This window comes from Bradyrhizobium lablabi (assembly GCF_900141755.1).
In the GTDB taxonomy this organism is placed as follows: Bacteria; Pseudomonadota; Alphaproteobacteria; order Rhizobiales; family Xanthobacteraceae; genus Bradyrhizobium; species Bradyrhizobium lablabi_A.
In genome coordinates, this window is sequence record NZ_LT670844.1 from 3,952,664 (window position 1) to 3,975,787 (window position 23,124).

A 23,124-nucleotide genomic window follows, 5' to 3' on the forward strand; every position below is an offset into this window, starting at 1 on the left:
CCGGCCGACTCCCGTTGGGGATATTGTCATTCGATTCGCGAACGGCGGGGGTCGTCGCCGGGCGTAAAGTCGTGCGGTTTGGGGCAAACCATGTCGGGCGTAATCGTGGCGATGCGTCGGACCTTGCTGTCGTGCACATCACTGGCACGTAACGGCCTGATCAGTCTTGGCGGGACGCTGGCTTCAATCGCGCCGGCGTCGGCCGGCGATTCATCGCTGCTGGATGCGATCTCGGCCCATCTGCACTTGAATCGCCAGGAATTCGCGGTGCTGACCACCGCCTTGGCACTGCTCGGCTTTTCGGTGGTGGCGGCAATCCTTCTGATGCGCACTCGGCTGCGCGCGGCAAGAGGCGAGGCGCGGTTGCGCGCTGGCATCGCGGACCTGCAAGCCCAGGCCGATCGGTTCCGCGCGCTGTTGTTTGCCGAACCCCAGATCCTGATCGCGTGGCCCGCGGGCGACAACCGTCCCCAAATCAGCGGCGATATTGCGCTTTTGATGCCACAGGAGGCCCCGCAACGCATCCTCGCCTTCGGAACCTGGCTGCCGCCGGAGCCGGCGTTGCAAATGGATCATGCCGTCGACGCGCTGCGCGAGCATGGCGAGGGCTTTTTGCTCAATCTCACGACGTCGAACGGGCGCATCATCGAGGCATTGGGCCGCGCCATCGGCGGCCAGGCCATTGTGCGGATTCGCGACCTCGGCGGCCTGCGCCGGGAACTCGCCGAATCCAACCTTCGCTACAGGACGCTTCTCGAGGAGACCGAGTTGCTGCGCAACTTCGCAGCCGCAGCGCCGTGGCCGATCTGGGCCAAGAGCGCGCAAGGCGACCTTCGCTACGCCAATGCGGCCTATGCCAAGGCCACCGAGGCGGCCGGTGTCGCGGACGCCATCCATCGCAACCTCGAGCTGCTCGAAAGCGACCAGCGCGAGGAAGTGAGCCGGGCGCTCAATGACAATTCGGCCTTCACCGCGCGGCTGCCGATCGTGGTCGGCGGCGCGCGGCGGGTCTACGACGTGCATGCGCTCAACCTCGGCAGCGGCAGCGCCGGGATTGCGATCGACGCCGGCGAGGCGACGACGCTGCGCGAGCAGCTGGTGCGGATGGCGGAGGCGCATCGCCGCACGCTTGATCAATTGTCATCCGGCGTCGCCGTGTTCGACGGCCAGCGGCGGCTCGCCTTCTACAACGATTCCTATCGGCGGCTGTGGGACCTCGACCGGGCCTTTCTCGACAGCAATCCCGACGATTCCAGCGTGCTCGACCGCCTGCGCGCCGCCCGCAAACTGCCCGAACAACCGGATTTCCGGGCCTGGAAAGTCAAGCTGCACGAGGCCTATCGCGCCGTCGAGCCGGAGAAAGACAGCTGGTATCTGCCCGACGGCCGCGCCTTGAGCGTCGTCACCACGCCGAACCCGGAAGGCGGCGTCACCTATCTGTTCGACGACGTCACCGAGAGCCTCGACCTCGCCCGCCGATTCGACGGCCTGATCCGGGTACAGCGCGAAACCCTCGACAATCTCACCGAGGCGGTCGCGGTGTTCGGCAGCAACGGCCGCGCGCAATTGTTCAATCCGGCGTTTGCAAAAATGTGGAAATTGTCGGCCGACGCACTGCGCGAACAGCCGCATATCGAGACCGTGGAAGCCTGGTGCAGGCCGCTGTTCGATGACGCCGACATTTGGCAGACGATCCGCGAAGCCATCACGCGGATCGAGAACCGCGTCGAGGTGCCACTAAAACTGGAGCGCCGGGACGGCAGCGTGCTCGACTGCATGACCATGCCGCTGCCCGACGGCGCCACCATGCTGACCTTCCAGGACATCACCGATACCGAAAACGTCGAGCGGGCGTTGCGCGAGCGCAACGAGGCGCTCGAGGCCGCCGACCAGATGAAGGTCGATTTCGTCCACCACGTGTCCTACGAATTGCGCTCGCCGCTCACCACCATCATCGGTTTCGCGCACTTCCTGTCCGACCCCGTTACCGGCCCCCTGATGCCGAAGCAGGCCGAATATCTCGGCTACATCACCGCGTCCACCAACGCGCTGCTCGCCATCATCAACAACATCCTCGATCTCGCCACCATCGACGCCGGGGCGATGTCGCTCAACATCGGCTCGATCGATATCCGCAAGACCATCGAGGCCGCCGCCGAAGGCATCCAGGACCGGCTCGCCACCGACCGCATCCAGCTCAAGGTCGATGTCGACCCCAATATCGGCAGTTTTGTCGGTGACGAGCGCCGCGTGGTGCAGGTATTGTATAATCTATTGGCCAATGCGGTCGGATTTTCGCCTCAGGATGGGACCATCGGCTTGAGCGCCAAACGCACCGAACACAGCGTCATTTTCGCCGTGACCGATTCCGGGCCGGGCATTCCGCCCGACGTCAAGGACAAGGTGTTCGACTGGTTCGAGTCCCATTCCCACGGATCGCGGCACCGCGGCGCCGGTCTCGGCCTGTCGCTGGTGAAGTCATTCGTCGAACTGCATGGAGGCAAGGTGGACGTCAATTCAATCGTCGGCAAAGGCACGACCGTGACCTGCAATTTTCCGATCGATCAGGCTGCGCATCGCAACGCCGCGGAATGAACCCTCCCACGACATTCTCGCTGGCGCTGTCGAACGAGAGCGCAACCGCGCATTTGATGGCCGATCTCGCGCTGCTGATCGGCCCGGGCGATGTCATCACCCTTTCGGGCGACCTCGGCGCCGGCAAGACCGCAGCCGCCCGCGCCATGATCCGCTATCTGGCCGACGACGATTCGGTCGAGGTTCCAAGCCCGACCTTTACGCTGGCGCAGGCCTACGACCTGCCGCCGTTTCCATTGCTGCATGCGGACCTCTACCGCATCAACGATCCGATCGAACTGGAAGAGATCGGCCTGTCGCCATTGCCTGAGGGGACGGTAGCGCTGATCGAATGGCCGGAGCGCGCGCCATCGGCCTTGCCCTCCGACCGCATCGATATCGCGCTGAGCCACCGTCCGGCGCTGGGCTCGACCGCGCGGGCCGCCGAAATCACCGGCTACGGCAAGGCGGCCCCACAGGTCGCGCGGCTCAAAGCGTTGCGGCAATTTCTCGACGGCGCGGGCCTTGCGGAGGCAAAACGCCTGCGCATGCCCGGCGACGCGTCGATACGTTCCTATGCACGGCTGGTCCGCGACGATGGCGTCGTGATCCTGATGAACTTTCCGCGGCGCCCCGATGGGCCGGCGATCTATGACGGAAAATCCTACAGCGCGGCCGTGCATCTGGCCGAAGACGTCAAGCCGTTTGTCGCCATCGATACCGGCCTGCGCGGCCGCGGTCTCTCGGCGCCGGCGATCCATCATGGCGACCTCGACCAAGGATTCCTGATCACCGAGGATTTCGGCAGCGCCGGTTTTGTCGAGGGCGATCCACCGGCGCCGATCGCGGAGCGTTATGAGGCCGCAACCGATTTGCTGGCGGCGCTGCATCGCGAAGCCTTGCCCGAAATCCTGCCGCTGGCGCCGCAGATCGAATACGCCATCCCCGCCTTCGACACCGAAGCGTTGCTGGTCGAAATCGGCCTGATGCTGGAATGGTATCTGCCCGACCGCGGCATCGAGCCGACCAACAATCTGCGCGCCGAATTCGTCATGATGTGGCGCGATCTCCTGGCCAAGCCCGCCGCCGCCGCGAAAACCTGGGTGTTGAGGGACTTTCATTCCCCCAATCTGATCTGGCTCGGCGAGCGATCGGACACGGCAAGGGTTGGCATCATCGACTTCCAGGACGCCGTGCTCGGGCCTGCCGCCTATGATCTGGTGTCGCTGTTGCAGGATGCGCGGATCGACGTGCCGGAAACGCTCGAGCTTGCGCTCCTGACGCGCTACATCAAGGCGCGGCGGGCGTCCGACGATGCCTTCGATCCGGCCGAATTCGCCGAGCTTTATGCCATCATGTCGGCGCAGCGAAACACCAGGCTGCTCGGCACCTTTGCGCGGCTCAACCGGCGCGACGGCAAGCCGCAATATCTGCGTCACCAGCCCCGGATCTGGACTTATCTGAGCCGTTCGCTGGCGCACCCCGTGCTCGCGCGTGCGCGGGACTGGTACAAAGCCAACGTCCCGCCGCCGCTTCGGTAGTTTACCGGATATTAGCCAACCTCCCTCTAATCTGCGGCGACCCTGCCCGGGAGCGTAGGGCGCGGCTCATGTGCTGGAGCGAAATGATGGTGTCGGAACGTCGCAAGGGCGAACGCGTCACATTCGAGCGCGGCATCGGCGCGCATATGATGGGCATCGACGGCACCTGGCGGCGCGAATGCACGATGGAAGACGTCTCGGAGACCGGCGCCAAGCTCACGGTCGAAGGCTCCGTCGAGGGCTTGCACCTGAAGGAATTCTTCCTGCTGCTGTCGTCCACTGGCCTTGCCTACCGCCGTTGCGAATTGGCCTGGGTCAATGGCGATCAGATCGGCGTCAATTTCCTCAAAACCGGCGACAAGAAGAAAAAGGCGATGCGGCGCAGTACGGCGGATGTATGAACGCGCCCGACGCTCCGGTCGCACAATCGTCATGCCGGGCGGCTATGGCATCAACGACCGGTAGCCCTCGCGAATCACCGTGATATGATTGGCGTTATCAACAATCGAGCTTCGAGAAACTCCTGAAATGTCGGTGAATCCTACAAAGGCCATGGTGCTCGCCGCCGGACTGGGCCTGCGCATGCGCCCGCTGACGGACCATATGCCGAAGCCGCTGGTGCGCGTCGCCGGCCGCCCGCTGCTCGATCATGTGCTCGACAAGCTCGGCGACGCCGGCGTCAGCGAAGCCGTGGTCAATGTGCATTATCTGCCCGACCAGATCATCGACCATGTCGCCGATCGGACGCGGCCCCGTGTGATCATCTCCGACGAGCGCGATCAGGTGCTCGGCACCGGCGGCGGCGTCGTCAAGGCGCTGCCTCAGCTTGGACAGGCTCCGTTCTTCCTCGTCAATGCCGACACGATGTGGATCGACGGCGTGCGGCCCAATTTGGCGCGGCTCGCCGAGACCTTCGATCCCGCGCGCATGGATATCCTGTTGTTGATGGCGCCGACGACGAGCAGCATCGGCTATAATGGGCATGGCGATTACGCGATGCTGCCCGACGGGCCCTTGCGCAAGCGCCGGGAACACCAGGTGGTGCCGTTCGTCTATGCCGGCGCCGCGATCATGTCACCGTCGCTGTTCGCGGGCGCGCCGAAGAGCGAATTTTCGCTGACCAAATTGTTCGATTCTGCCAACGAGCAGGAGCGGCTGTTCGGCCTGCGGCTCGACGGCGTCTGGATGCATGTCGGAACCCCCGATGCGGTCGAGGCGGCGGAAGAGGCGTTTCTCGAAAGCGTGGCCTGACCACCCACCATCGTCGTCCCTGCGAAAAGCGGGGACGACGACCGGTTGTTGGGATGCGCCCGAGCATAACGGGCGCCTAACCAATTAAAAATCGCGCCCAAAATACGCCCATGCCATGATGCTTCCTGGTCCTCGAATCAGGAAGCTCATGCGCGTTTTCAGTGTTCCCGTCTCGGTACCGTTCCTGCGCGCGGTCATTGCCGCGCTCGTCGATGGCCGGCTGGTCGATGGATTTGACGCGCGCGCGCACCCGGAAAAACTGGCGCAGGCGACGCTTTATCTGCCGACCCGGCGCGCCGGACGGATGGCGCGGGAAATCTTTCTCGACGAATTGAACGCCGACGCCGTGGTGCTGCCGCGCATTGTCGCGCTCGGCGACATTGACGAGGACGAGCTCGCGTTCGCGGAAGAGGCCGAACAATACGGCGGCGCGGCGCCATTGGAGATTCCGTCAAAACTCGGCGAACTCGAGCGCCGGCTGACGTTGGCAAAACTGGTCGCTGCCTGGGCGAAAAGCCCGGTGTCCGCGCCGCTGGTCGTCGGCGGTCCGGCCTCGACGCTCGCGCTGGCGACCGATCTGGCGCGGCTGATGGACGACATGGTGACCCGCGGCGTCGGCTGGGAAGCGCTTGACGGGCTGGTGCCGGATCAGCTCGACAAATACTGGCAGCACTCGCTGGAATTCTTAGCGATCGCGCGGCAGGCCTGGCCGGCGCATCTTGCGGAAATCGGCAAGATCGAGCCGGCGGCGCGGCGCGATCTTTTGATCGAGGCGGAAGCAAAACGCCTGACCGGGCATCGCGACGGACCGGTGATCGCGGCAGGCTCGACCGGTTCGATGCCGGCAACCGCAAGATTTCTCCATGCCGTGAGCGCAATGCCGCACGGCGCGGTGGTGCTGCCGGGGCTCGACACCGACCTCGACGAGGAAGCCTGGCAATTGATAGGCGGCGTCAGGGACGCGCAGGGAAAATTCATCACGCAGCCGGCGTCGAACCATCCGCAGTTCGCGATGCATGCGCTGCTGCATCGATTTGGCATCAGGCGCGGCGACGTCGAGATTTTGAATGCGCCCTCGCCGCATGGACGCGACGTGCTGGTGTCCGAAGCAATGCGGCCTTCCAACGCCTCCGCGCAATGGCATCGGCGGCTGGGCGAGCCCGACATCGTCGGCAAGATTTCGGCCGGCATGACAAATCTCGCCGTGATCGAGGCTGCCAATCCCGAGATGGAGGCGCTTTCGATCGCGGTTGCGATGCGTGAGGCGCGGCATCTGGACAAGTCGGCGGCGCTGGTGACACCGGATCGCGCGCTGGCGCGACGGGTGATGGCCGCGCTCGGCCGCTGGAATCTCGCCTTCGACGATTCCGGCGGCGATGCGCTGATGGAGACGCCGGCCGGAATCTTTGCGCGCCTCACGGCTGAGGCGGCGGCAAAGCAACTCGAGCCACCGACGCTGCTGGCACTGATAAAACATCCGCTGTGCCGGTTGGGCGGCGCGCAGGGCGCCTTCAGGGCCGCCATTGAAACGCTCGAACTGGCGCTATTGCGCGGCACCCGGCCACAGGCGGGAAGCGGCGGGCTGGCGCGGGATTTTGCGCGGTTTTTTGAGGAACTCGCCAAGCTCAATCGTGGCGAGACATCCTCGCTGCACCGCGCCGAGCCAAGGACCAGGCTTCGAGACCGGGAAATCGAAGCGGCCCGCCAATTGATCAAAACCTTGCACGCAGCGCTTTCGCCGCTTGAAAGTCTCTCCTCCTCCAAGCCGTATGATTTTGCCGAATTGGCAAAATGCCATCGCGACGTGCTGACGGCGCTCTCGCGCGATGAGCACGGCGTCGCCATCATATTCGATGGCCCGCAAGGATCGGCGCTCGCCTCCGCCTTCGACGATCTGCTCGGCGGTGGGGCGCAGAGCGGCCTGATGGTGCAGCTCGGCGATTATCCGGAAGTATTCCAGACCGCGTTCGCCGACCGCACGGTGCGGCGGCCGGAGGCGGCCAACGTCCATTTGAAGATTTACGGCCCGCTGGAGGCGCGGTTGACCCAATCCGACCGGGTCATTGTCGGCGGACTGGTCGAAGGCGTGTGGCCGCCGCAGCCGCGAACCGACCCGTGGCTGAGCCGGCCGATGCGGCACGAGCTCGGCCTCGATCTGCCGGAACGGCGCATTGGTCTCTCGGCGCACGATTTTGCGCAATTGCTCGGCGCCGAGGACGTCATCCTCAGCCATGCTGCCAAAGTCGGCGGCGCGCCCGCGGTGGCCTCGCGCTTCCTGCACCGGCTGGAGGCGGTCGCCGGCGAAGCGCGCTGGGACGCCGCCAGGCAAGCGGGCGAAAAATATGTTCGCTTCGCCGAAGAACTGGACCGGCCCGACAAGATCGCGCCGATCCCGCAGCCGGCGCCAAAGCCGCCGCGTGCGACGAGGCCGCTAAAACTGTCGGTGACCGCGATCGAGGACTGGCTGCGCGATCCCTATACGATCTACGCGAAATACATTTTGCGCCTGGCGCCGCTCGATCCCGTCGACATGCCATTGTCGGCCGCCGACCGCGGCTCGGCGATCCACGATGCGCTCGGCGAATTTACGCAAAACTTCGCAACGGCCCTTCCCGACAGTCCGGCGTTGGCGTTGCGCGGCATCGGCGAAAAATATTTCGCGCCGCTGATGGAGCGGCCCGAGGCGCGGGCGTTGTGGTGGCCGCGCTTCCAGCGCATCGCCAAATGGTTTGCGGAATGGGAAATCGCCCGCCGCGGCAATATCGGCATCATCGACGCCGAGATCGGCGGCGAGATTCCGATTCGCCTCGACAACGAGCGTACCTTCGTGCTGTCCGCGCGCGCCGACCGGATCGAGCGCCGCCATGACGGCACGTATGCGATCCTCGATTACAAGACCGGACAACCGCCGACCGGCAAGCAGGTGCGGATGGGATTGTCACCGCAGCTCACGCTGGAGGCGGCGATTTTGCGCGAAGGCGGGTTTGCCAATATTCCGGCGGACGCTTCGGTCGGCGAACTCGTCTATGTCAGGCTTTCCGGCAACAATCCGCCGGGCGAGCAACGATCGCTGGAGCTGAAGATCAAGCCGAGCGATCAGCCGCAACCGCCCGATGCCGCCGCGGACTATGCGCGACAACAGCTGGAAAAGCTGATCCGGCAATTCGAGGACGAAGACCAGGCCTATACCTCGCTCAATCTGTCGATGTGGTCGAACCGCTACGGCGCCTACGACGATCTCGCCCGCATCAAGGAATGGTCCGCGGCCGGCGGATTGGGGATCGAAGAATGGTAGCCGCGCCGCGCCCAATTCCTTCCGCCGTCCGCGCGACCCAAGCGCGCGCGTCGGATCCTGCTTCGTCGGCGTTCGTGTCGGCGAATGCCGGTTCGGGCAAGACCCATGTGCTGGTGCAGCGGGTGATCCGGCTTTTGCTCGACGGCGTGCCTCCGGAAAAAATCCTCTGCATCACTTTTACAAAAGCTGCCGCCGCCAATATGGCGGAGCGGGTGTTTTCGACGCTCGGCCATTGGGTCACGCTCGATGATCCGGCCCTTGACGCCGCGATCCGCGACGTCGGAATTCCTCATCCCGACCGCAAACTGCGCCTGCGCGCGCGCGAACTGTTTGCCTGCGCGCTGGAAACGCCGGGCGGACTGAAGGTGCAGACCATCCACGCACTGTGCACGCGGCTGCTGCAGCAATTTCCGTTCGAGGCCAATGTTCCGGCGCGCTTTACCGTGCTCGACGATCGCGACCAGAACGAGATGATGGAGCGCGCCAATCTCAGGGTATTGCTCGAGGCGTCCCGTGATCCCGACAGCGCGACCGGCCGCGCGCTCATGACCGCCATGGCGAGTGCCGCCGACGTCACCTTCAAGGATGTGGTACGCGAGGCTTGTCTCAGCCGCGACCATTTCATGGCCTGGACCGATGCCGCCGGCAGCGGGGAAGCGGCTGCCTTGCAGGTGTCGGCGGAGCTTGGCGTCGATCCCACTGACGCCATCGAGGACGTCGAGCGTGAGATCGTCGACGGACCGAATCTGCCGCGGTCGCGGTGGGACAACATTGCCTCCGTTCTCGATACCAGCAGCAACGCTGATCGAAAACAGGCGGATCGATTACGCGGGGCGCTGACGCTCAACGGTATTGAGCAGGTCGACAACTATCTCACCGTTTTCCTGACGGAAACCGACCGCACGCCGCGCGCAACCGTGGTGACGAACAACTTCATTCGTGACAATCCCGCGGTTGGCCGGTTGTTCGAAATGGAAAAGCTCCGCATCACGCCCCTGATCGAGCGGCGCCGGGCGGTGACGATTCGTGACCGCACGCAGGCGCTGTTGCACATCGCGACCGCAGCAGCCGCAAATTACCGGCGCGAGAAGCAGGAGCGCGGGCTGCTCGACTACGACGATCTCATCGACAAGACGCTGGCGATGCTCAATCGCGTGTCTTCAGGCTGGGTGCACTACAAGCTCGATCGCGGCGTCGATCACGTGGTGATCGACGAGGCCCAGGATACCAGCCCCCGGCAATGGGACATTGTCGACCATATCATTTCCGAATTCACCGCCGGCCAAGGCGCGCGCGACGGCGTCGTGCGCACGATCTTCGCCGTCGGCGACGAGAAGCAGTCGATCTTTTCGTTTCAGGGCGCCGCGCCACGCGAGTTCGACAGCCGCCGGCGGGCGCTGGATAAGAAATTCAGGGATGCCGGGCTGAAATTCGATCCGGTGTCGTTCACCTATTCGTTCCGCTCGGGCGCGGCGATCCTGCAATCGGTCGACCACGTGTTTCGCGACGAGACGATCTATCGCAGCATCCATGCCGACAACGCGCATCCGGTGCACGAAACCCTGGCCGACGCCGGGCCGAGCCTGATCGAGCTCTGGGAATTGCAACTGCCGGACAAGAAAGACGACCTCGAAGGCTGGCGCGCGCCGTTCGACGGGGTATCGGCAACGAGCCCGGAGGTGAAACTCGCAAAGCGCATCCAGGCCGAGATCAGGCGGCTGGTCGAAAGCGGCACCATGACGGGACACGCCGGCGATCGCCGTCCGCTGCGTTACGGCGACATGCTGGTCTTGGTGCGGCGGCGCGGCAACGCCTTCGACGCGGTGATCCAGGCCCTAAAACACGCCAATATTCCCGTTGCCGGCGCCGACCGGCTGAAACTGACCGAGCATATCGCGATCATCGATCTGATGAATCTCGCCGACGCGCTGTTGTTACCGCGGGACGATCTTGCGCTCGCGGTCGCGCTGAAAAGCCCGCTGTTCGGGCTTTCCGACGACGATCTGTTCACCCTGGCATGGCAGCGCAAGGGGTCGCTGCGTCGCGCGCTGAACGATCACGCCGCGAGCGATGGCAAATTCAAGCAGGCACTGGACCGTCTTGAGACGTGCGAACACCGGTTTGCCACCGAGACGCCGTTTGCGTTCTATGCCTGGCTGCTCGGGGGCGATGGTGGCCGTGCGCGCATCTTGAAGCGGCTCGGTCACGAGGCCAATGACGCGCTGGACGAATTTCTCGAACTTGCGCTCGGTTATGAGCGCAAGGCACCGGCCTCGCTGCAGGGTTTTATGGCGTGGCTGCGCACGGCCGACCTCGAGGTGAAGCGCGACATGGAAATCTCGCGCGACGAAGTCCGCGTCATGACCGTGCATGGCGCCAAGGGACTGGAAGCGTCGGTCGTGTTCCTGGTGGACACCACCTCCTCGCCCTCGGACACGCAACGCCTCAAACTCATCCATCTTCCAAAAAGCGATGCGGCGCCGCATGCCCCCGGCGTCGTGGTCTGGGCCGGCAGGAAGGCCGACGATCCGGCGGCGGTCGCCGCGGCCCGCACGGCGATGCTGGGCGAGACCGAGGATGAATACCGCCGCCTGCTCTATGTCGCGATGACGCGGGCCGCCGACCGGCTGGTGGTCGGCGGCTGCATGCCCGGCAACATGAACAGCGTGCGCAAGTTCTCCTGGTACGACCTGATCGTCAAAGGCCTCGCCAATTCCGGCTTGCGCGAAGAGACCATCGAGACATCCGACGGTCCGATAAAGCGCTACGCGCGACCCGAGGATGTCGTGGCTCCCACAGGCGCAGCCGCAGCGCCGGCGACGGGCGCGCCGATCGAGCTGCCCTCGTGGTTGCGGACATCCGCGCCGCCGGAAGCCTCTGCGGACAGCCTCTTGCGCCCCTCCGGGCCGGCCGAGAACGATGGTCGCGGCATCAGGACCGGCGAGACGATCGTGTTGCGCGCACGTGCGGTGCAGCGCGGCACGCTGGTGCACCGGTTGCTGCAATCGCTACCCGAAATCACCATCGACCGACGCCGCGACGCCGCGCTAAATTATCTCGCCCGCAACGCCGGTGGCTGGAGCGAAGGCGACCGCGAGGCGCTGGCGGACGGGGTGTTGGCCCTGCTCGGGGATCCGCGCTTTGCGGCGGTATTCGGCGCCGGCAGCCGCGCCGAGGTCGGTATCGCCGGGAGGCTGGAGCGGCCGGGACGGCCGCCGGCGCTGGTTTCGGGACAAATCGACCGGCTGGTGGTGAGCCAGAGCGAGGTCCTGATCGTCGATTACAAGACCAACCATGCCCCCCCAAAACTCGCCACTGAGGCACCCGCGAGCTATGTCCGCCAGCTTGCGCTCTACCGGGCGGTGCTGGGGAAGCTTTATCCCCAACTGCCGGTCCGCGCAGCATTACTTTGGACCGAAACGCCTGAATTGATGGAGATTTCTGCTCCTGCGCTGGACGCGCAACTGGCAGCCATTATCCGGGGGGATGTCCAAGCTTGACCCGGCAACCCGGCGTTCATAGGTTGGTCGCATGATCCAGGCGGCGATTCCCAAGCGCTGCATTCTTCCCAAACTGAACGAGGTATTCCAATGGCCGTTGGCAAGGTTTCTGATGCCGATTTCGACGCCGAAGTGCTCAAGGCGACCGGCCCGGTCGTAGTCGATTTCTGGGCCGAATGGTGCGGCCCCTGCCGCATGATCGCTCCCGCGCTCGACGAGATTTCGGGCGCGATGGGCGACAAGGTCAAGATCGTCAAACTCAACGTCGACGAGAGCCCGAAGACGGCTTCGAAATACGGCGTGATGTCGATCCCGACGCTGATGATCTTCAAGGGCGGCGAGATGGCCTCGCGCCAGGTCGGCGCCGCGCCGAAGCAGAAGCTGCAGCAGTGGATTACGGCTGCGGTCTGATCGCTCTCGCGCGATGATTTTATTCGAACGGCCGGCGAAACGCCGGCCGTTTTGTTTTGCGAGGCATGCCGGCCTCGAGCCAAGAAAATCCCTCGTCATGGCCGGGCATAGCCGTCCGAAGGACGGCGTCGCTTCCGCTCGCCTATGACCCGGCCATCCATCCTCTTGAGAAAGCCTCTCACGAAGATTGATGGATACGCGGGTCAAGCCCGCGTATGACGAGTAATGATGTGGACATAGCTCCGCTACCTGATCCAGCCCGTCGCCAGCGCGGAGGCGAGTTCGGCCTGGCCGTTGCGACGGGCTAAAGCCGCCATCGTATCGTGATCGTACGGCACGTGGCGGAAGGTCGCGCGCCAAACGCCGCCATCGAGTTCAAGGATCGCATACCGCGCGTCCGGCGTGCCGGCTTCGACGACATGCGGAAACGGATGGATATCGCGATAGCCGGGCGAGCCGACGCTGCCGGGATTTATCACCAGGCGCCCGTCGCCAAGCCGGACCGCGCGGGCGAGATGGCTGTGGCCGCAGAGAATGAGCGGCTGGGTGATCCCTTCCGCCACCTTCTCGATTGCCTCAAGAGAAGCCATCCGCACGGTGCCATCGGGCAACACGGTTTCCAGCCAATAGACCTCATCGTTCTCAGGCGTCGCGTGGCAGAGAAAGACTTTTTCGCGGAACACGCGTGCCGCCGGCACCGCGCGCAACCAATCGAGGTGCGTTGTGTCAAGTTGCGCATGCGCGGGGCGGTCCCACGATCCCATCTTCTCGGGCGAGCGATCGATCAGATAGCGGTCGTGGTTGCCGAGCACATGGACGGCTTTAAGCGCCATCAGCGCATCCATTGTCCGCCGCGCGTCGAGCGGACCGCTTGCCATATCGCCGAGGTTGACGATGTCAGTAATGCCCTGCGCGCGGATATCGGCCACAACAGCTTCCAGCGCGAGATAATTTCCGTGCACATCGGCAATCGCGGCAAAGCGCATGATCTTATCCCGGCGGCGTGCCGTTGGCGGACAGCACCTGGCCGGCAAGATAGAGCGAGCCCGTGATCAGGATGCGCGGCGGTACCTCATAGGCGAGCCGCGTCAACGAACGCAGCGCCGCCTCAAAGCTGCCGGCGGTTTCCACGCGCATGCCGAGCGCGCGCGCCGCATCCGCCAACCGGTCCGGCGGCATCGCGTTGTCGCGGTCCGGTATCGGCACCGCGATGATATGGCGCGTCAGGCCGGCAAAATTGGCGAGAAATGCGCGCGCATCCTTGTTTGCCATCATGCCGACGATGACCACAAGCGGGCGCGACACGCGCTCTTCGAGGTCGCCGAGCGCCGCCGCCGCGACGCGGCCGCCCTCGGCATTATGGCCGCCGTCGAGCCAGATCTCGCTGGCCTGTGGCGCCTGCGCCACCAGCGTGCCCGACGCCAGCCGCTGCATCCGCGCCGGCCATTCGGCATTGACGATGCCGGCTTCGAACGCGGCCGGTTCGATTCTGAAGGTGCTTTGCGCCCGCAGCGTCGCGATCGCGAGGCCGGCATTGTCGAACTGATGGCGGCCGAACAGTTTTGGCGCCGCCAGATCCATCAAGCCGCGATCGTCCTGATAGACCAGCCGTCCGCGCTCGACATTGACGTGCCAGCCCTCGCCGGCGGCATGGATGGGGGCGTGCATGCGCCTTGCCTGCTGCTCGATCACCACCAATACGTCGGGAAATTGTTCCGCGCAGATGACAGGTGCGTTGCGCTTGATGATGCCGGCCTTCTCGCCTGCGATCGCCGTCAGCGTGTCCCCGAGAAATTCGGTGTGATCCATGCTGACCGGCGTGATCACGGTCGCGAGCGGCGCGTCGATCACGTTGGTGGCATCGAGCCGCCCGCCGAGGCCGACTTCCAGCAGTACAACGTCGGCCGGATGCTGCACGAACAGCCAAAAGGCCGCCGCGGTTTCGATTTCAAAAATGGTGATCGGCGCGCCTGCATTGGTCCTCTCGATATGTTCGAGCGCGCTGCGGAGCTCGTCGTCATCGACGAGCGCGCCGCCGCCTGTCCGGCCGAGCCGAAAACATTCGTTGATCCGTACCAGGGAGGGTGAGGTATAGACGTGGACGCATAGGCCCGCGGCTTCCAGAATCCCCCGCAAATACGCGATCGTCGAACCCTTGCCGTTGGTGCCGGCGACATGGATCACCGGCGGCAATTTGCGCTCGGGATGGTCGAGCTGCGCCAGCAGCCGGTGCATCCGCGTCAGATCGAGATCGATATGCTTTGGATGCAGGGCCGACAGCCGCACGATCAATTCATCGAGCGATGGCGCTCGCCTGGCCGCGGACGCGTTCACGCGTGGGGCGCTGCCGGCGCGACGTCCGCACCTGGCACGATCTGGGTCGGCATGGTGACCTGTGGCGCGGGTTTTGAGACGGTTTCGATCGCAGGCGATTTTGTCAGCAGCCGGCACAATCGCGCCAAGGTCGGACGCAGATCGTGGCGATGCACCACCATATCGACCATGCCGTGGTCTTTGAGATATTCGGCGCGCTGAAAACCTTCCGGCAGTTTTTCCCGGATCGTCTGTTCGATCACGCGGGCGCCGGCAAAACCAATGAGCGCGCCGGGCTCGGCGATCTGCACGTCGCCCAGCATGGCGTAGGAAGCGGTGACGCCGCCGGTGGTCGGATTGGTCAGCACCACGATATAAGGCTGCTTGGCTTCGCGCAGCATCTGCACGCCCACGGTCGTCCGCGGCATCTGCATGAGTGACAAAATGCCTTCCTGCATGCGGGCGCCGCCGGAGGCCGCGAACACGATGAACGGCGATTTCTTTTCGACCGCGAGTTCAAGTCCGCGCACGATCGCTTCGCCGGCGGCCATGCCGAGCGAGCCGCCCATGAAGTCGAAATCCTGCACCGCGATCACGACCGCGGCGCCTTCGAGCTTGCCGTAGCCGACCTTGATGGCGTCGTTCAGCCCGGTTCGCGCGCGCGCATCCTTGATGCGATCGGCATATTTGCGCTCGTCGCGAAATTTCAGGGGATCGGCTGATACCTCCGGCAGCGCCACGTCGAACCAGGTCTCGTTGTCGAAGATTGATTTCAGCCGCGCCACCGCGCCCATCCGCATGTGGTAGTTCGAATCGGGAATCACGAACTGGTTGGCCTCGACGTCCTTGTAGAACACGAGCTGTCCTGAATCAGGGCATTTGATCCACAAATTCTCCGGCGTCTCGCGCCGCAGGATGTTGCGGATTTTCGGCCGGACGACGTTGGTGAGCCAATTCATGGTTCGCTCCGAATGGCGATCAAATCGCCCCTCAACTATATGGCGGCCCGGACCAAGCCCGGCAAGCCGCCGTTTGCGGTCTATCTCGACCGCAATTGTGGCTTATTCGGCGGCCTGCTTTGCGCCCCGGACGCCCTCCGCCAGCGATGCCACGAGATCGGCGACCGCGTCGACGGTTTTGGCCGTGGCGCGGCCTTCGGCATCGAGGCTGCCGCGGAGCGCGTCGACCAGTGCGGTGCCTACCACCGCGCCGTCGGCATTTTGCGCGATGGCACGCGCACCCTCCGGCGTGCGGATGCCGAAGCCGACACAAACCGGCAATTTCGTATGCCGCTTGATGCGGGCGACGGCTTCGCCGACCACCTTGGTGTCGGCGCTGGCGCTGCCGGTAATGCCGGTGATGGAGACGTAGTAGACAAAGCCGGACGTGTTGGCGAGCACGGCGGGCAGACGCTTGTCGTCGGTGGTCGGCGTTGCCAGCCGGATGAAATTCAGCCCGGCCCGCATTGCCGGCAGGCACAATTCGGTGTCTTCCTCCGGCGGCAGGTCGACAATGATCAATCCATCGACGCCCGCGGATTTTGCGTCGGCCAGAAACTTGTCGACGCCGTAGATGTAGATCGGATTGTAATAGCCCATCAGCACCAGTGGCGTCGTGTTATCGCCGTTACGAAACTCGCGCACCATCGCGAGCGTTTTCTTCAAGGTCATGCCGCCCTTGAGCGCGCGCAGACCCGCCGCCTGAATCGCCGGGCCATCCGCCATCGGATCGGTAAAGGGCATGCCGATCTCGATGATGTCGGCGCCCGCTTTCGGCAGCGCTTTTATGATCTCGAGCGAGGTCGCAGAGTCGGGATCGCCGGCCATCAGGAAGGTGATGAAAGCGGAACGGCCTTGCTCTTTCAGTTCGGCAAAACGTGCGTCGATGCGGGTGGTCATAACGCGGCGCTCGCTGTGCTGTGCCGTTTCCCAAGAGCGGTGTTTGCGGAGACACCCCCACCCCAGCCCTCCCCCGCAAGCGGGAGAGGGGGCGCAGCTCGCCTAATGGATACAACAGTGCTTAACCCGAACACGGTCCGTTCCCTCTCCCGCTTGCGGGGGAGCGTTAGGGTGGGGGCTTTCTCCGCGAATTCGATGTAGCCAGTCACTTCTTCCCCCGCAAAATATCCGCCACTTGCGGGATGTCCTTGTCACCGCGGCCGGAGAGATTGACCACCATCAGATGATCCTTTGGCCGCTTCGGCGCGAGTTCCATCACCTTGGCGATGGCATGCGCCGGCTCCAGCGCCGGGATGATGCCCTCCAGCCGCGACAGCAATTGAAATGCCGCCAGCGCCTCGTCATCGGTGGCGGATAGGTATTTGACGCGGCCGGTTTCGTGCAACCAGGAATGTTCCGGCCCGATGCCGGGATAATCGAGCCCCGCCGAAATCGAATGAGCGTCCTGGATCTGGCCGTCATCGTCCATCAGCAAATAAGTCCGGTTACCGTGGAGCACGCCGGGCCGGCCGCCGGCGATGGAAGCGGCATGCAGTTGCGTCAGTCCATGGCCCGCCGCCTCGACGCCGAAAATCTCGACCGATGGGTCATCGAGGAACGGGTGGAACAGGCCCATCGCATTGGAGCCGCCGCCGATGCAGGCGACAAGCGAATCCGGCAGGCGGCCTTCGGCTTCCTGCATCTGGGCGCGGGTCTCTACGCCGATCACCGACTGGAAATCGCGCACCATCATCGGGTAGGGATGCGGGCCGGCCACCGTGCCGATGCAGTAGAACGTGTTGTGCACGTTGGTCACCCAGTCGCGCAGCGCATCGTTCATGGCATCTTTGAGCGTGCGCGATCCCGATTGCACCGGGATCACCTTGGCGCCCAGCATTTCCATCCGGATCACATTGGGCTGCTGCCGCTCGACATCGACCGCGCCCATATAGACTACGCAATCGAGCCCGAACCGCGCGCACAACGTCGCAGTGGCGACGCCATGCTGGCCGGCGCCGGTCTCGGCGATGATGCGCTGCTTGCCCATCCGCCGCGCCACCATGATCTGGCCGAGCACATTGTTGACCTTGTGCGAGCCGGTGTGATTGAGTTCCTCGCGCTTGAAATAGATCTTGGCGCCGCCGAGATGTTCTGTCAGGCGCTCGGCGAGATAGAGCGGCGACGGCCGGCCAACATAGTCCCTCAAATAGCCATTCATCTCGGCCTGGAACGCCGGATCGGCCTTGGCGTCCGCATAGGCTTTTTCCAGATCGAGGATCAGCGGCATCAGCGTTTCCGCGACGAAGCGGCCGCCGAAAATGCCGAAATGCCCGCGCTCGTCCGGACCGCTGCGGAAGGAATTTCGCAAGTTTTGATTCATCAATTTATCAACTCTTGTTGCCGCGCAGCGCTGCCTCTGCTCCCTCGCCCCGCTCTTGCGGGGAGAGGGTTGGGGTGAGGGGCTGTTTCCGCGAACTCGGTGACAGGCTTGAATGCGGTGACTCCCCCTCACCCGGATCGCAAGAGCGATCCGACCTCTCCCCGTAAACGGGGAGAGGTGAAGGAGAGCTGGTGGCGCGCGCGGCGCGGATAAACTCGCGGATCATCTCGGCATCCTTGACGCCGGGAGCGCGCTCGACGCCGGAGGAAACATCGACGCCGCCGGCGCGGGTGACGCGGATGGCTTCCGCGACATTTTCGGCATTAAGCCCGCCCGAGACCATGAACGGCAATTTGAGATCGAGATTTTCCAGCACATGCCAGTCGAACACGGTGCCGAGACCGCCGGGGCGGGTGGCTTCCTTTGGCGCGCGGGCATCGAACAGGATGCGGTCGGCGACCGCGGCATAGCCGGGCAACGCTGCAAGATCGGCCGGCGTCTCGACCGCGATCGCCTTCATCACGGGCAATGCGAATTTCTGCTTGATGTCGCGCAGCCGTGCCACGGTTTCGCGGCCATGCAGCTGCAAAATATCCGGCTGCAGCACCTCGACGATATTGGCAAGCGTCGCATCATCGGCATCGACCGTGAGTGCAACTTTTGTGGCGCGCCGTTTTGCGTGCTTGCCGAGTTCGCGCGCGGTCTCGAGGCTGAGATGCCGCGGCGACGGCGGGAAAAATACAAATCCCACCATATCCGCGCCGGAATCCAGCGCGACGTCGAGCGTCTCGCGCGTGGACAGGCCGCAAATTTTGACGATCAGGGACATGGTTCAGGGCACAGGTCAGGACGGCGGTAAAAGCCGAAAAAAGTGGTTCGTTTGCGCCCGCGTTCTACAACGTCGCGCCCTGCTTGTCTCGCCCACTGGGCCCATAAAAGCCCCCCGGCTGCGGGGCGGGAAGGCGCTGCGGGTCGTAGCGCGAGGCCGGGGCTGCGGCGCGCAGATCGGCCAGTTGGGAGCGCGCCTGCCGCGCATCGGCCTCGTGCTGGCGGGCCGCGCGCCGCCAGCGGCGCTGCCGGAACCAGGTCGCGGAGCTGCCCGCCACCACCCCCAGGATCGCGACCGCGATGATCAGCACGAACAGCGGCAGCCTGACCGAGACCGACGGATCGGCGGAGTTGAACGGATCGAACGACACCGTGACAAGATGACGGTTGGCGACCGCGAAGACGATGAAGATCAGCCCCAGCGGAATCAGGACGAGGCCGGTTAAGAACTTTCGCATGACCATCTCTCGCGTTGATGGAGACCGGCGGGCGCGTATTCCGCGAACAGCAGACCCACGGACTGATCCGAGGCTTAACGCCTACGCGCCGGCGTCGGGTGACGACCCGTTGTCGCGGTTCAGACGTTCGCGCATTTCCTTGCCGGTCTTGAAGAACGGCACGCTCTTCTGATCGACCGGGACATGCGCGCCGGTGCGCGGGTTACGGCCGGCGCGGGCCGGACGGTGCTTCACCGAAAATGCGCCAAAACCGCGCAGTTCGACGCGATCCCCACGCGCCAGCGCGGCGACGATCTCATCGAGGATGGCATTCACGATGTTCTCGACATCCCGCTGGTAAAGGTGCGGGTTGTGCTCGGCGATGCGCTGAACAAGTTCGGATTTGATCATCGAGACTGGGACCCGGGACGGTGCGGATATCCATTTCCGTGAAAATGCGTTGAACTGTCAAGACGCTAAATGAATATTGCGCCGCGCGAAAACGCGTGACAATCGGCCGGATTGGGGATTGTGGCAATACCCGCCCTGCGGGAGCGAGGGACGGAAACCGGACTTAGGCGGTTCAATTGCTGCCGGCGGGTTGCCATAGCGCCAGCATGCCGTCCAGGCCCAGGCGATCGACCGCCTGCGCGAGGCCGGCCTGCTCGATTTGCCTGGCGATCGTGCTGAAGCCCAGCGCATCGAGCGTAATCGAAGCCGCCGTTCGCAGGAACGTCAGGTCGCCGAAGCGTGGTGTCATCTTGTAGTTGCGCACCGGCAGATCGGCCTTGACGCCCTTCTGCGCCACCAGCCACGCCACTGCGGTTTTCTCGTCGCCGAGTTGATCGATCAGCTTCAGATCGACGGCCTGGTGTCCGGTGAAGACCCGGCCATCGGCGACTTTTTCGAGCAAATCGTCGTCCATGCCGCGCCGCTCTTTGACGAGGCCGCGAAACCACGTGTAGGAATCCTTCACCAGCGAATCCAAAGCGGCGCGCGCTTCCGGACTGGTCGGCTCAAAGCCGTTGGGCGCCGCTTTGAGCGGCGAAGACTTCACTTCCTCGACCTTGACGCCGACAGTTTTCATCAAATCGGTGAAATTAGGAAACTGGAACAGCACGCCGATCGAACCGACCAGCGAGGTTTGCTGCGCGACGATATGATCGGCCGCGATCGCTGTGATGTAACCGCCCGACGCCGCCAATCCCTCGACCACCACGACCAGCGGCTTCTTCGCCTTCAGCCGCGTCAGCGCGTCGTAAAGCTGTTCGGAGCCGGCGGTGGTACCGCCGGGAGAATTGATATGCACGATGACGGCTGCGGCCTGCGATTTTTCCAGCCGTTCCAGCGCCTCGACGCGATCATTGTCGCTGCGGATCAGGCCTTCGATGTTGATCCGTGCAATCGCGTTCGAGCTCGTGAACGCGCTGCGTCCGCCCGGCGTCGCCACCAAGCCGACAGTGGCGATCGCGACGATCGCGGCCAGTACCGCGACCACGCGCCAGAACGTCAGCTTGCGGCGAATCCTGCGGCGATCGACGATCACATCCGAATCAAGCGACATCGAAATTCTCCAAAGGAAGCGGTTCGTAAGGGGATTGCACGGTCTTCTCTGCACAGCACTAATATGCCGTGTCCCAATTACATCAATTGCGATGCAATATGTAGAAAACAAGGCCCTTTCGTCGTCCCTGCGGAAAGCAGGGACCCATAACCACCGATGCCAATTGCAAGGAAAAGGCAACTACCCAACCGCCCAATCGATAGGGCACGGAGTATGGGTCCCTGCTTTCGCAGGGACGACACCGAGAATAACAAAAAAGGCCCCGGTCGAAACCGGGGCCTGATCGCTGGGAAAGTAATCGCTTACTTGTCGTTGCGCTGCTTGAGCGCGGTGCCCAGAATGTCGCCCAGCGTCGCGCCCGAATCGGAGGAGCCATATTGCGCGATGGCCTCCTTCTCTTCGGCGACTTCGAGCGCCTTGATCGAGACCTGCACCTTGCGGGCCTTCTTGTCGAACTGGATCACCCGCGCATCGACCTTTTCGCCCACCGCAAAACGCTCGGCGCGCTGGTCGTTGCGATCGCGCGCCAATTCGGAGCGCTTGATGAAGGTAGTGAAGTCGGTACCGGAGATCTTGACCTCGATGCCGCTTTCCTTGACCTCGAGCACTTCGCAGGTCACGACCGCGCCCTTCTTGACGTCGCCCGGTTCTGCGAACGGATCGCCTTCGAGCTGCTTGACGCCGAGCGAGATGCGCTCCTTTTCGACATCGACATCGAGCACCACGGCTTTCACCATGTCGCCCTTCTTGAAGTTGTCGATCACCTGCTCGCCCGGAAGCTTCCAGTCGAGGTCGGACAGATGCACCATGCCGTCGACGTCGCCCTCGAGCCCGAGGAACAGGCCGAACTCGGTCTTGTTCTTGACCTCGCCCTCGACCGTCGATCCCACCGGGAATTTCTCGACGAACACTTCCCAGGGATTGCGCATGGTCTGCTTGAGGCCGAGCGAAATCCTTCGCTTGACCGAATCGACTTCCAGGACCTGCACTTCGACTTCCTGCGAAGTCGAGACGATCTTGCCGGGATGCATGTTCTTCTTGGTCCACGACATTTCCGAGACGTGGATCAGGCCTTCGATGCCCGGCTCGAGCTCAACGAACGCGCCGTAGTCGGTGATGTTGGTGACGCGGCCGGTGAAGCGTGCGTTCAGCGGGTATTTCGCCTCGATGCCCTGCCAGGGATCATCGAGCAGTTGCTTCATGCCGAGCGAGATGCGGTGGGTCTCGTGGTTGATCTTGATGATCTTGACCTTCACGGTCTGGCCGATGGTGAGCACTTCGGTCGGGTGATTGACCCGGCGCCAGGCGATATCGGTGACGTGCAGCAGGCCGTCGATGCCGCCGAGGTCGACGAAAGCACCGTAATCGGTGATGTTCTTGACGACGCCGTCGATGACCTGACCCTCTTCGAGATTCTGCACCAGTTCCTGGCGCTGCTCGGCGCGGGTCTCTTCCAGAACCGTGCGGCGCGACACCACGATGTTGCCGCGGCGGCGATCCATCTTGAGGATCTGGAACGGCTGCGAATTGTTCATCAGCGGTGCGACGTCGCGGATCGGGCGGATATCGACCTGGGAGCGCGGCAGGAACGCGACCGCCCCATCCAGATCGACGGTGAAGCCGCCCTTGACCTGGTTGAAGATGACGCCGTGAACTTTTTCGTTGTTGTTGAAGGCCTTCTCGAGCTTGCCCCAGCTTTCCTCGCGGCGCGCCTTGTCGCGCGACAGCACGGCCTCTCCGAGCGCATTTTCGATGCGGTCGAGAAACACCTCGACCTCGTCGCCGACCTTGAGGTCGCTTTCGCGGCCGGGCCCTGCGAACTCGCGCAGCGCCACGCGGCCTTCGGTCTTGAGGCCGACGTCGATGACGGCCATGTCCTTTTCAATCGCAACTACCTTGCCCTTGATGACGGAGCTTTCCTGCAGGTTGCCGCCGGCAAAGGACTCGTCGAGCATGGCGGCAAAATCGTCACGGGAAGGATTATAAGAAGCAGCAGTCGAAGCCATTTGTTCTCCAGATGCGGGTATTGCCGGCCATTCGGGTTAAAGGGCGTATCGGGCGTGAAGTGTCAGGGGTCCGCAAACCCTAACGA

The 23,124-nt window shown here is 63.8% G+C and carries 15 protein-coding genes and 2 pseudogenes; 7 read left to right on the forward strand and 10 right to left on the reverse strand.

The features are described 5' to 3' along the window. Nucleotides 1–90 precede the first annotated feature (90 nt). The 7 genes and pseudogenes from B5526_RS18365 to trxA all read left to right on the forward strand — a co-directional run bounded on the left by B5526_RS18365 (nt 91) and on the right by trxA (nt 12,572). Nucleotides 91–2,595, forward strand: a complete 2,505-nt coding sequence (locus tag B5526_RS18365; protein ID WP_079540256.1) for a sensor histidine kinase — start codon at nt 91–93, stop codon at nt 2,593–2,595. Next, entirely contained in the window at nt 2,592–4,115 is a 1,524-nt protein-coding gene (gene tsaE, locus B5526_RS18370) for a tRNA (adenosine(37)-N6)-threonylcarbamoyltransferase complex ATPase subunit type 1 TsaE (RefSeq protein WP_079540258.1), read from the forward strand. The genes B5526_RS18365 and tsaE overlap by 4 nt, the downstream gene beginning before the upstream one ends. Nucleotides 4,116–4,201: 86 nt before the next feature. After that, nucleotides 4,202–4,516, forward strand: a complete 315-nt coding sequence (locus B5526_RS18375; RefSeq protein WP_172842207.1) for a PilZ domain-containing protein — start codon at nt 4,202–4,204, stop codon at nt 4,514–4,516. A gap of 127 nt (nt 4,517–4,643) precedes the next feature. Then, the gene (locus tag B5526_RS18380; protein WP_079540261.1) at nt 4,644–5,366 is read left to right on the forward strand and encodes a nucleotidyltransferase family protein; all 723 of its coding nucleotides are present in this window, start codon (nt 4,644–4,646) and stop codon (nt 5,364–5,366) included. 148 nt (nt 5,367–5,514) lie between these two features. Further along, nucleotides 5,515–8,661: a double-strand break repair protein AddB gene (addB, locus tag B5526_RS18385; protein ID WP_079540263.1), complete on the forward strand. Its 3,147-nt coding sequence runs from the start codon at nt 5,515–5,517 to the stop codon at nt 8,659–8,661. Next, nucleotides 8,655–12,183 (forward strand): annotated as a pseudogene (gene addA / locus B5526_RS18390) (double-strand break repair helicase AddA). The gene addB and the pseudogene addA overlap by 7 nt, the downstream one beginning before the upstream one ends. 68 nt (nt 12,184–12,251) lie before the next feature. Continuing rightward, nucleotides 12,252–12,572 (forward strand): thioredoxin, encoded by a 321-nt coding sequence (gene trxA / locus B5526_RS18395; RefSeq protein WP_079540267.1) that lies wholly within the window; start codon nt 12,252–12,254, stop codon nt 12,570–12,572. Between the two features lie 245 nt (nt 12,573–12,817). On the opposite strand, the gene B5526_RS18400 is transcribed toward trxA, so the two are convergent. The 10 genes and pseudogenes from B5526_RS18400 to rpsA form a co-directional block, all read right to left on the reverse strand. After that, a complete protein-coding gene (locus tag B5526_RS18400; RefSeq protein ID WP_079540269.1) occupies nt 12,818–13,558 on the reverse strand; it encodes a metallophosphoesterase family protein in 741 nt (246 codons plus the stop codon). A 4-nt stretch (nt 13,559–13,562) separates the two neighbouring features. Next, nucleotides 13,563–14,906, reverse strand: a complete 1,344-nt coding sequence (locus B5526_RS18405; RefSeq protein ID WP_079540271.1) for a bifunctional folylpolyglutamate synthase/dihydrofolate synthase — start codon at nt 14,904–14,906, stop codon at nt 13,563–13,565. Beyond that, nucleotides 14,903–15,844 carry an acetyl-CoA carboxylase, carboxyltransferase subunit beta gene (gene accD / locus B5526_RS18410; RefSeq protein ID WP_079540273.1) on the reverse strand — a complete coding sequence of 314 codons (942 nt, stop codon included), beginning with the start codon at nt 15,842–15,844 and terminating at the stop codon, nt 14,903–14,905. The genes B5526_RS18405 and accD overlap by 4 nt, the downstream gene beginning before the upstream one ends. 102 nt (nt 15,845–15,946) lie before the next feature. Further along, the gene (trpA, locus tag B5526_RS18415; protein ID WP_079540275.1) at nt 15,947–16,783 is read right to left on the reverse strand and encodes a tryptophan synthase subunit alpha; all 837 of its coding nucleotides are present in this window, start codon (nt 16,781–16,783) and stop codon (nt 15,947–15,949) included. A gap of 205 nt (nt 16,784–16,988) precedes the next feature. Then, nucleotides 16,989–18,203: a tryptophan synthase subunit beta gene (trpB, locus tag B5526_RS18420; RefSeq protein WP_079540277.1), complete on the reverse strand. Its 1,215-nt coding sequence runs from the start codon at nt 18,201–18,203 to the stop codon at nt 16,989–16,991. Nucleotides 18,204–18,381: 178 nt separating this feature from the next. Then, nucleotides 18,382–19,032 (reverse strand): annotated as a pseudogene (locus B5526_RS18425) (phosphoribosylanthranilate isomerase); the annotation flags it as partial. A gap of 64 nt (nt 19,033–19,096) precedes the next feature. Beyond that, entirely contained in the window at nt 19,097–19,489 is a 393-nt protein-coding gene (locus B5526_RS18430) for a lipopolysaccharide assembly protein LapA domain-containing protein (protein ID WP_079545095.1), read from the reverse strand. Between the two features lie 81 nt (nt 19,490–19,570). Next, the gene (locus B5526_RS18435; protein WP_079540281.1) at nt 19,571–19,879 is read right to left on the reverse strand and encodes an integration host factor subunit beta; all 309 of its coding nucleotides are present in this window, start codon (nt 19,877–19,879) and stop codon (nt 19,571–19,573) included. A 172-nt stretch (nt 19,880–20,051) separates the two neighbouring features. Then, on the reverse strand, nt 20,052–21,032 hold the full coding sequence (sppA, locus tag B5526_RS18440; protein ID WP_079540283.1) for a signal peptide peptidase SppA: 981 nt from the start codon (nt 21,030–21,032) through the stop codon (nt 20,052–20,054). A 302-nt stretch (nt 21,033–21,334) separates the two neighbouring features. Continuing rightward, the gene (gene rpsA, locus B5526_RS18445; RefSeq protein ID WP_079540285.1) at nt 21,335–23,038 is read right to left on the reverse strand and encodes a 30S ribosomal protein S1; all 1,704 of its coding nucleotides are present in this window, start codon (nt 23,036–23,038) and stop codon (nt 21,335–21,337) included. Nucleotides 23,039–23,124 lie beyond the last annotated feature (86 nt).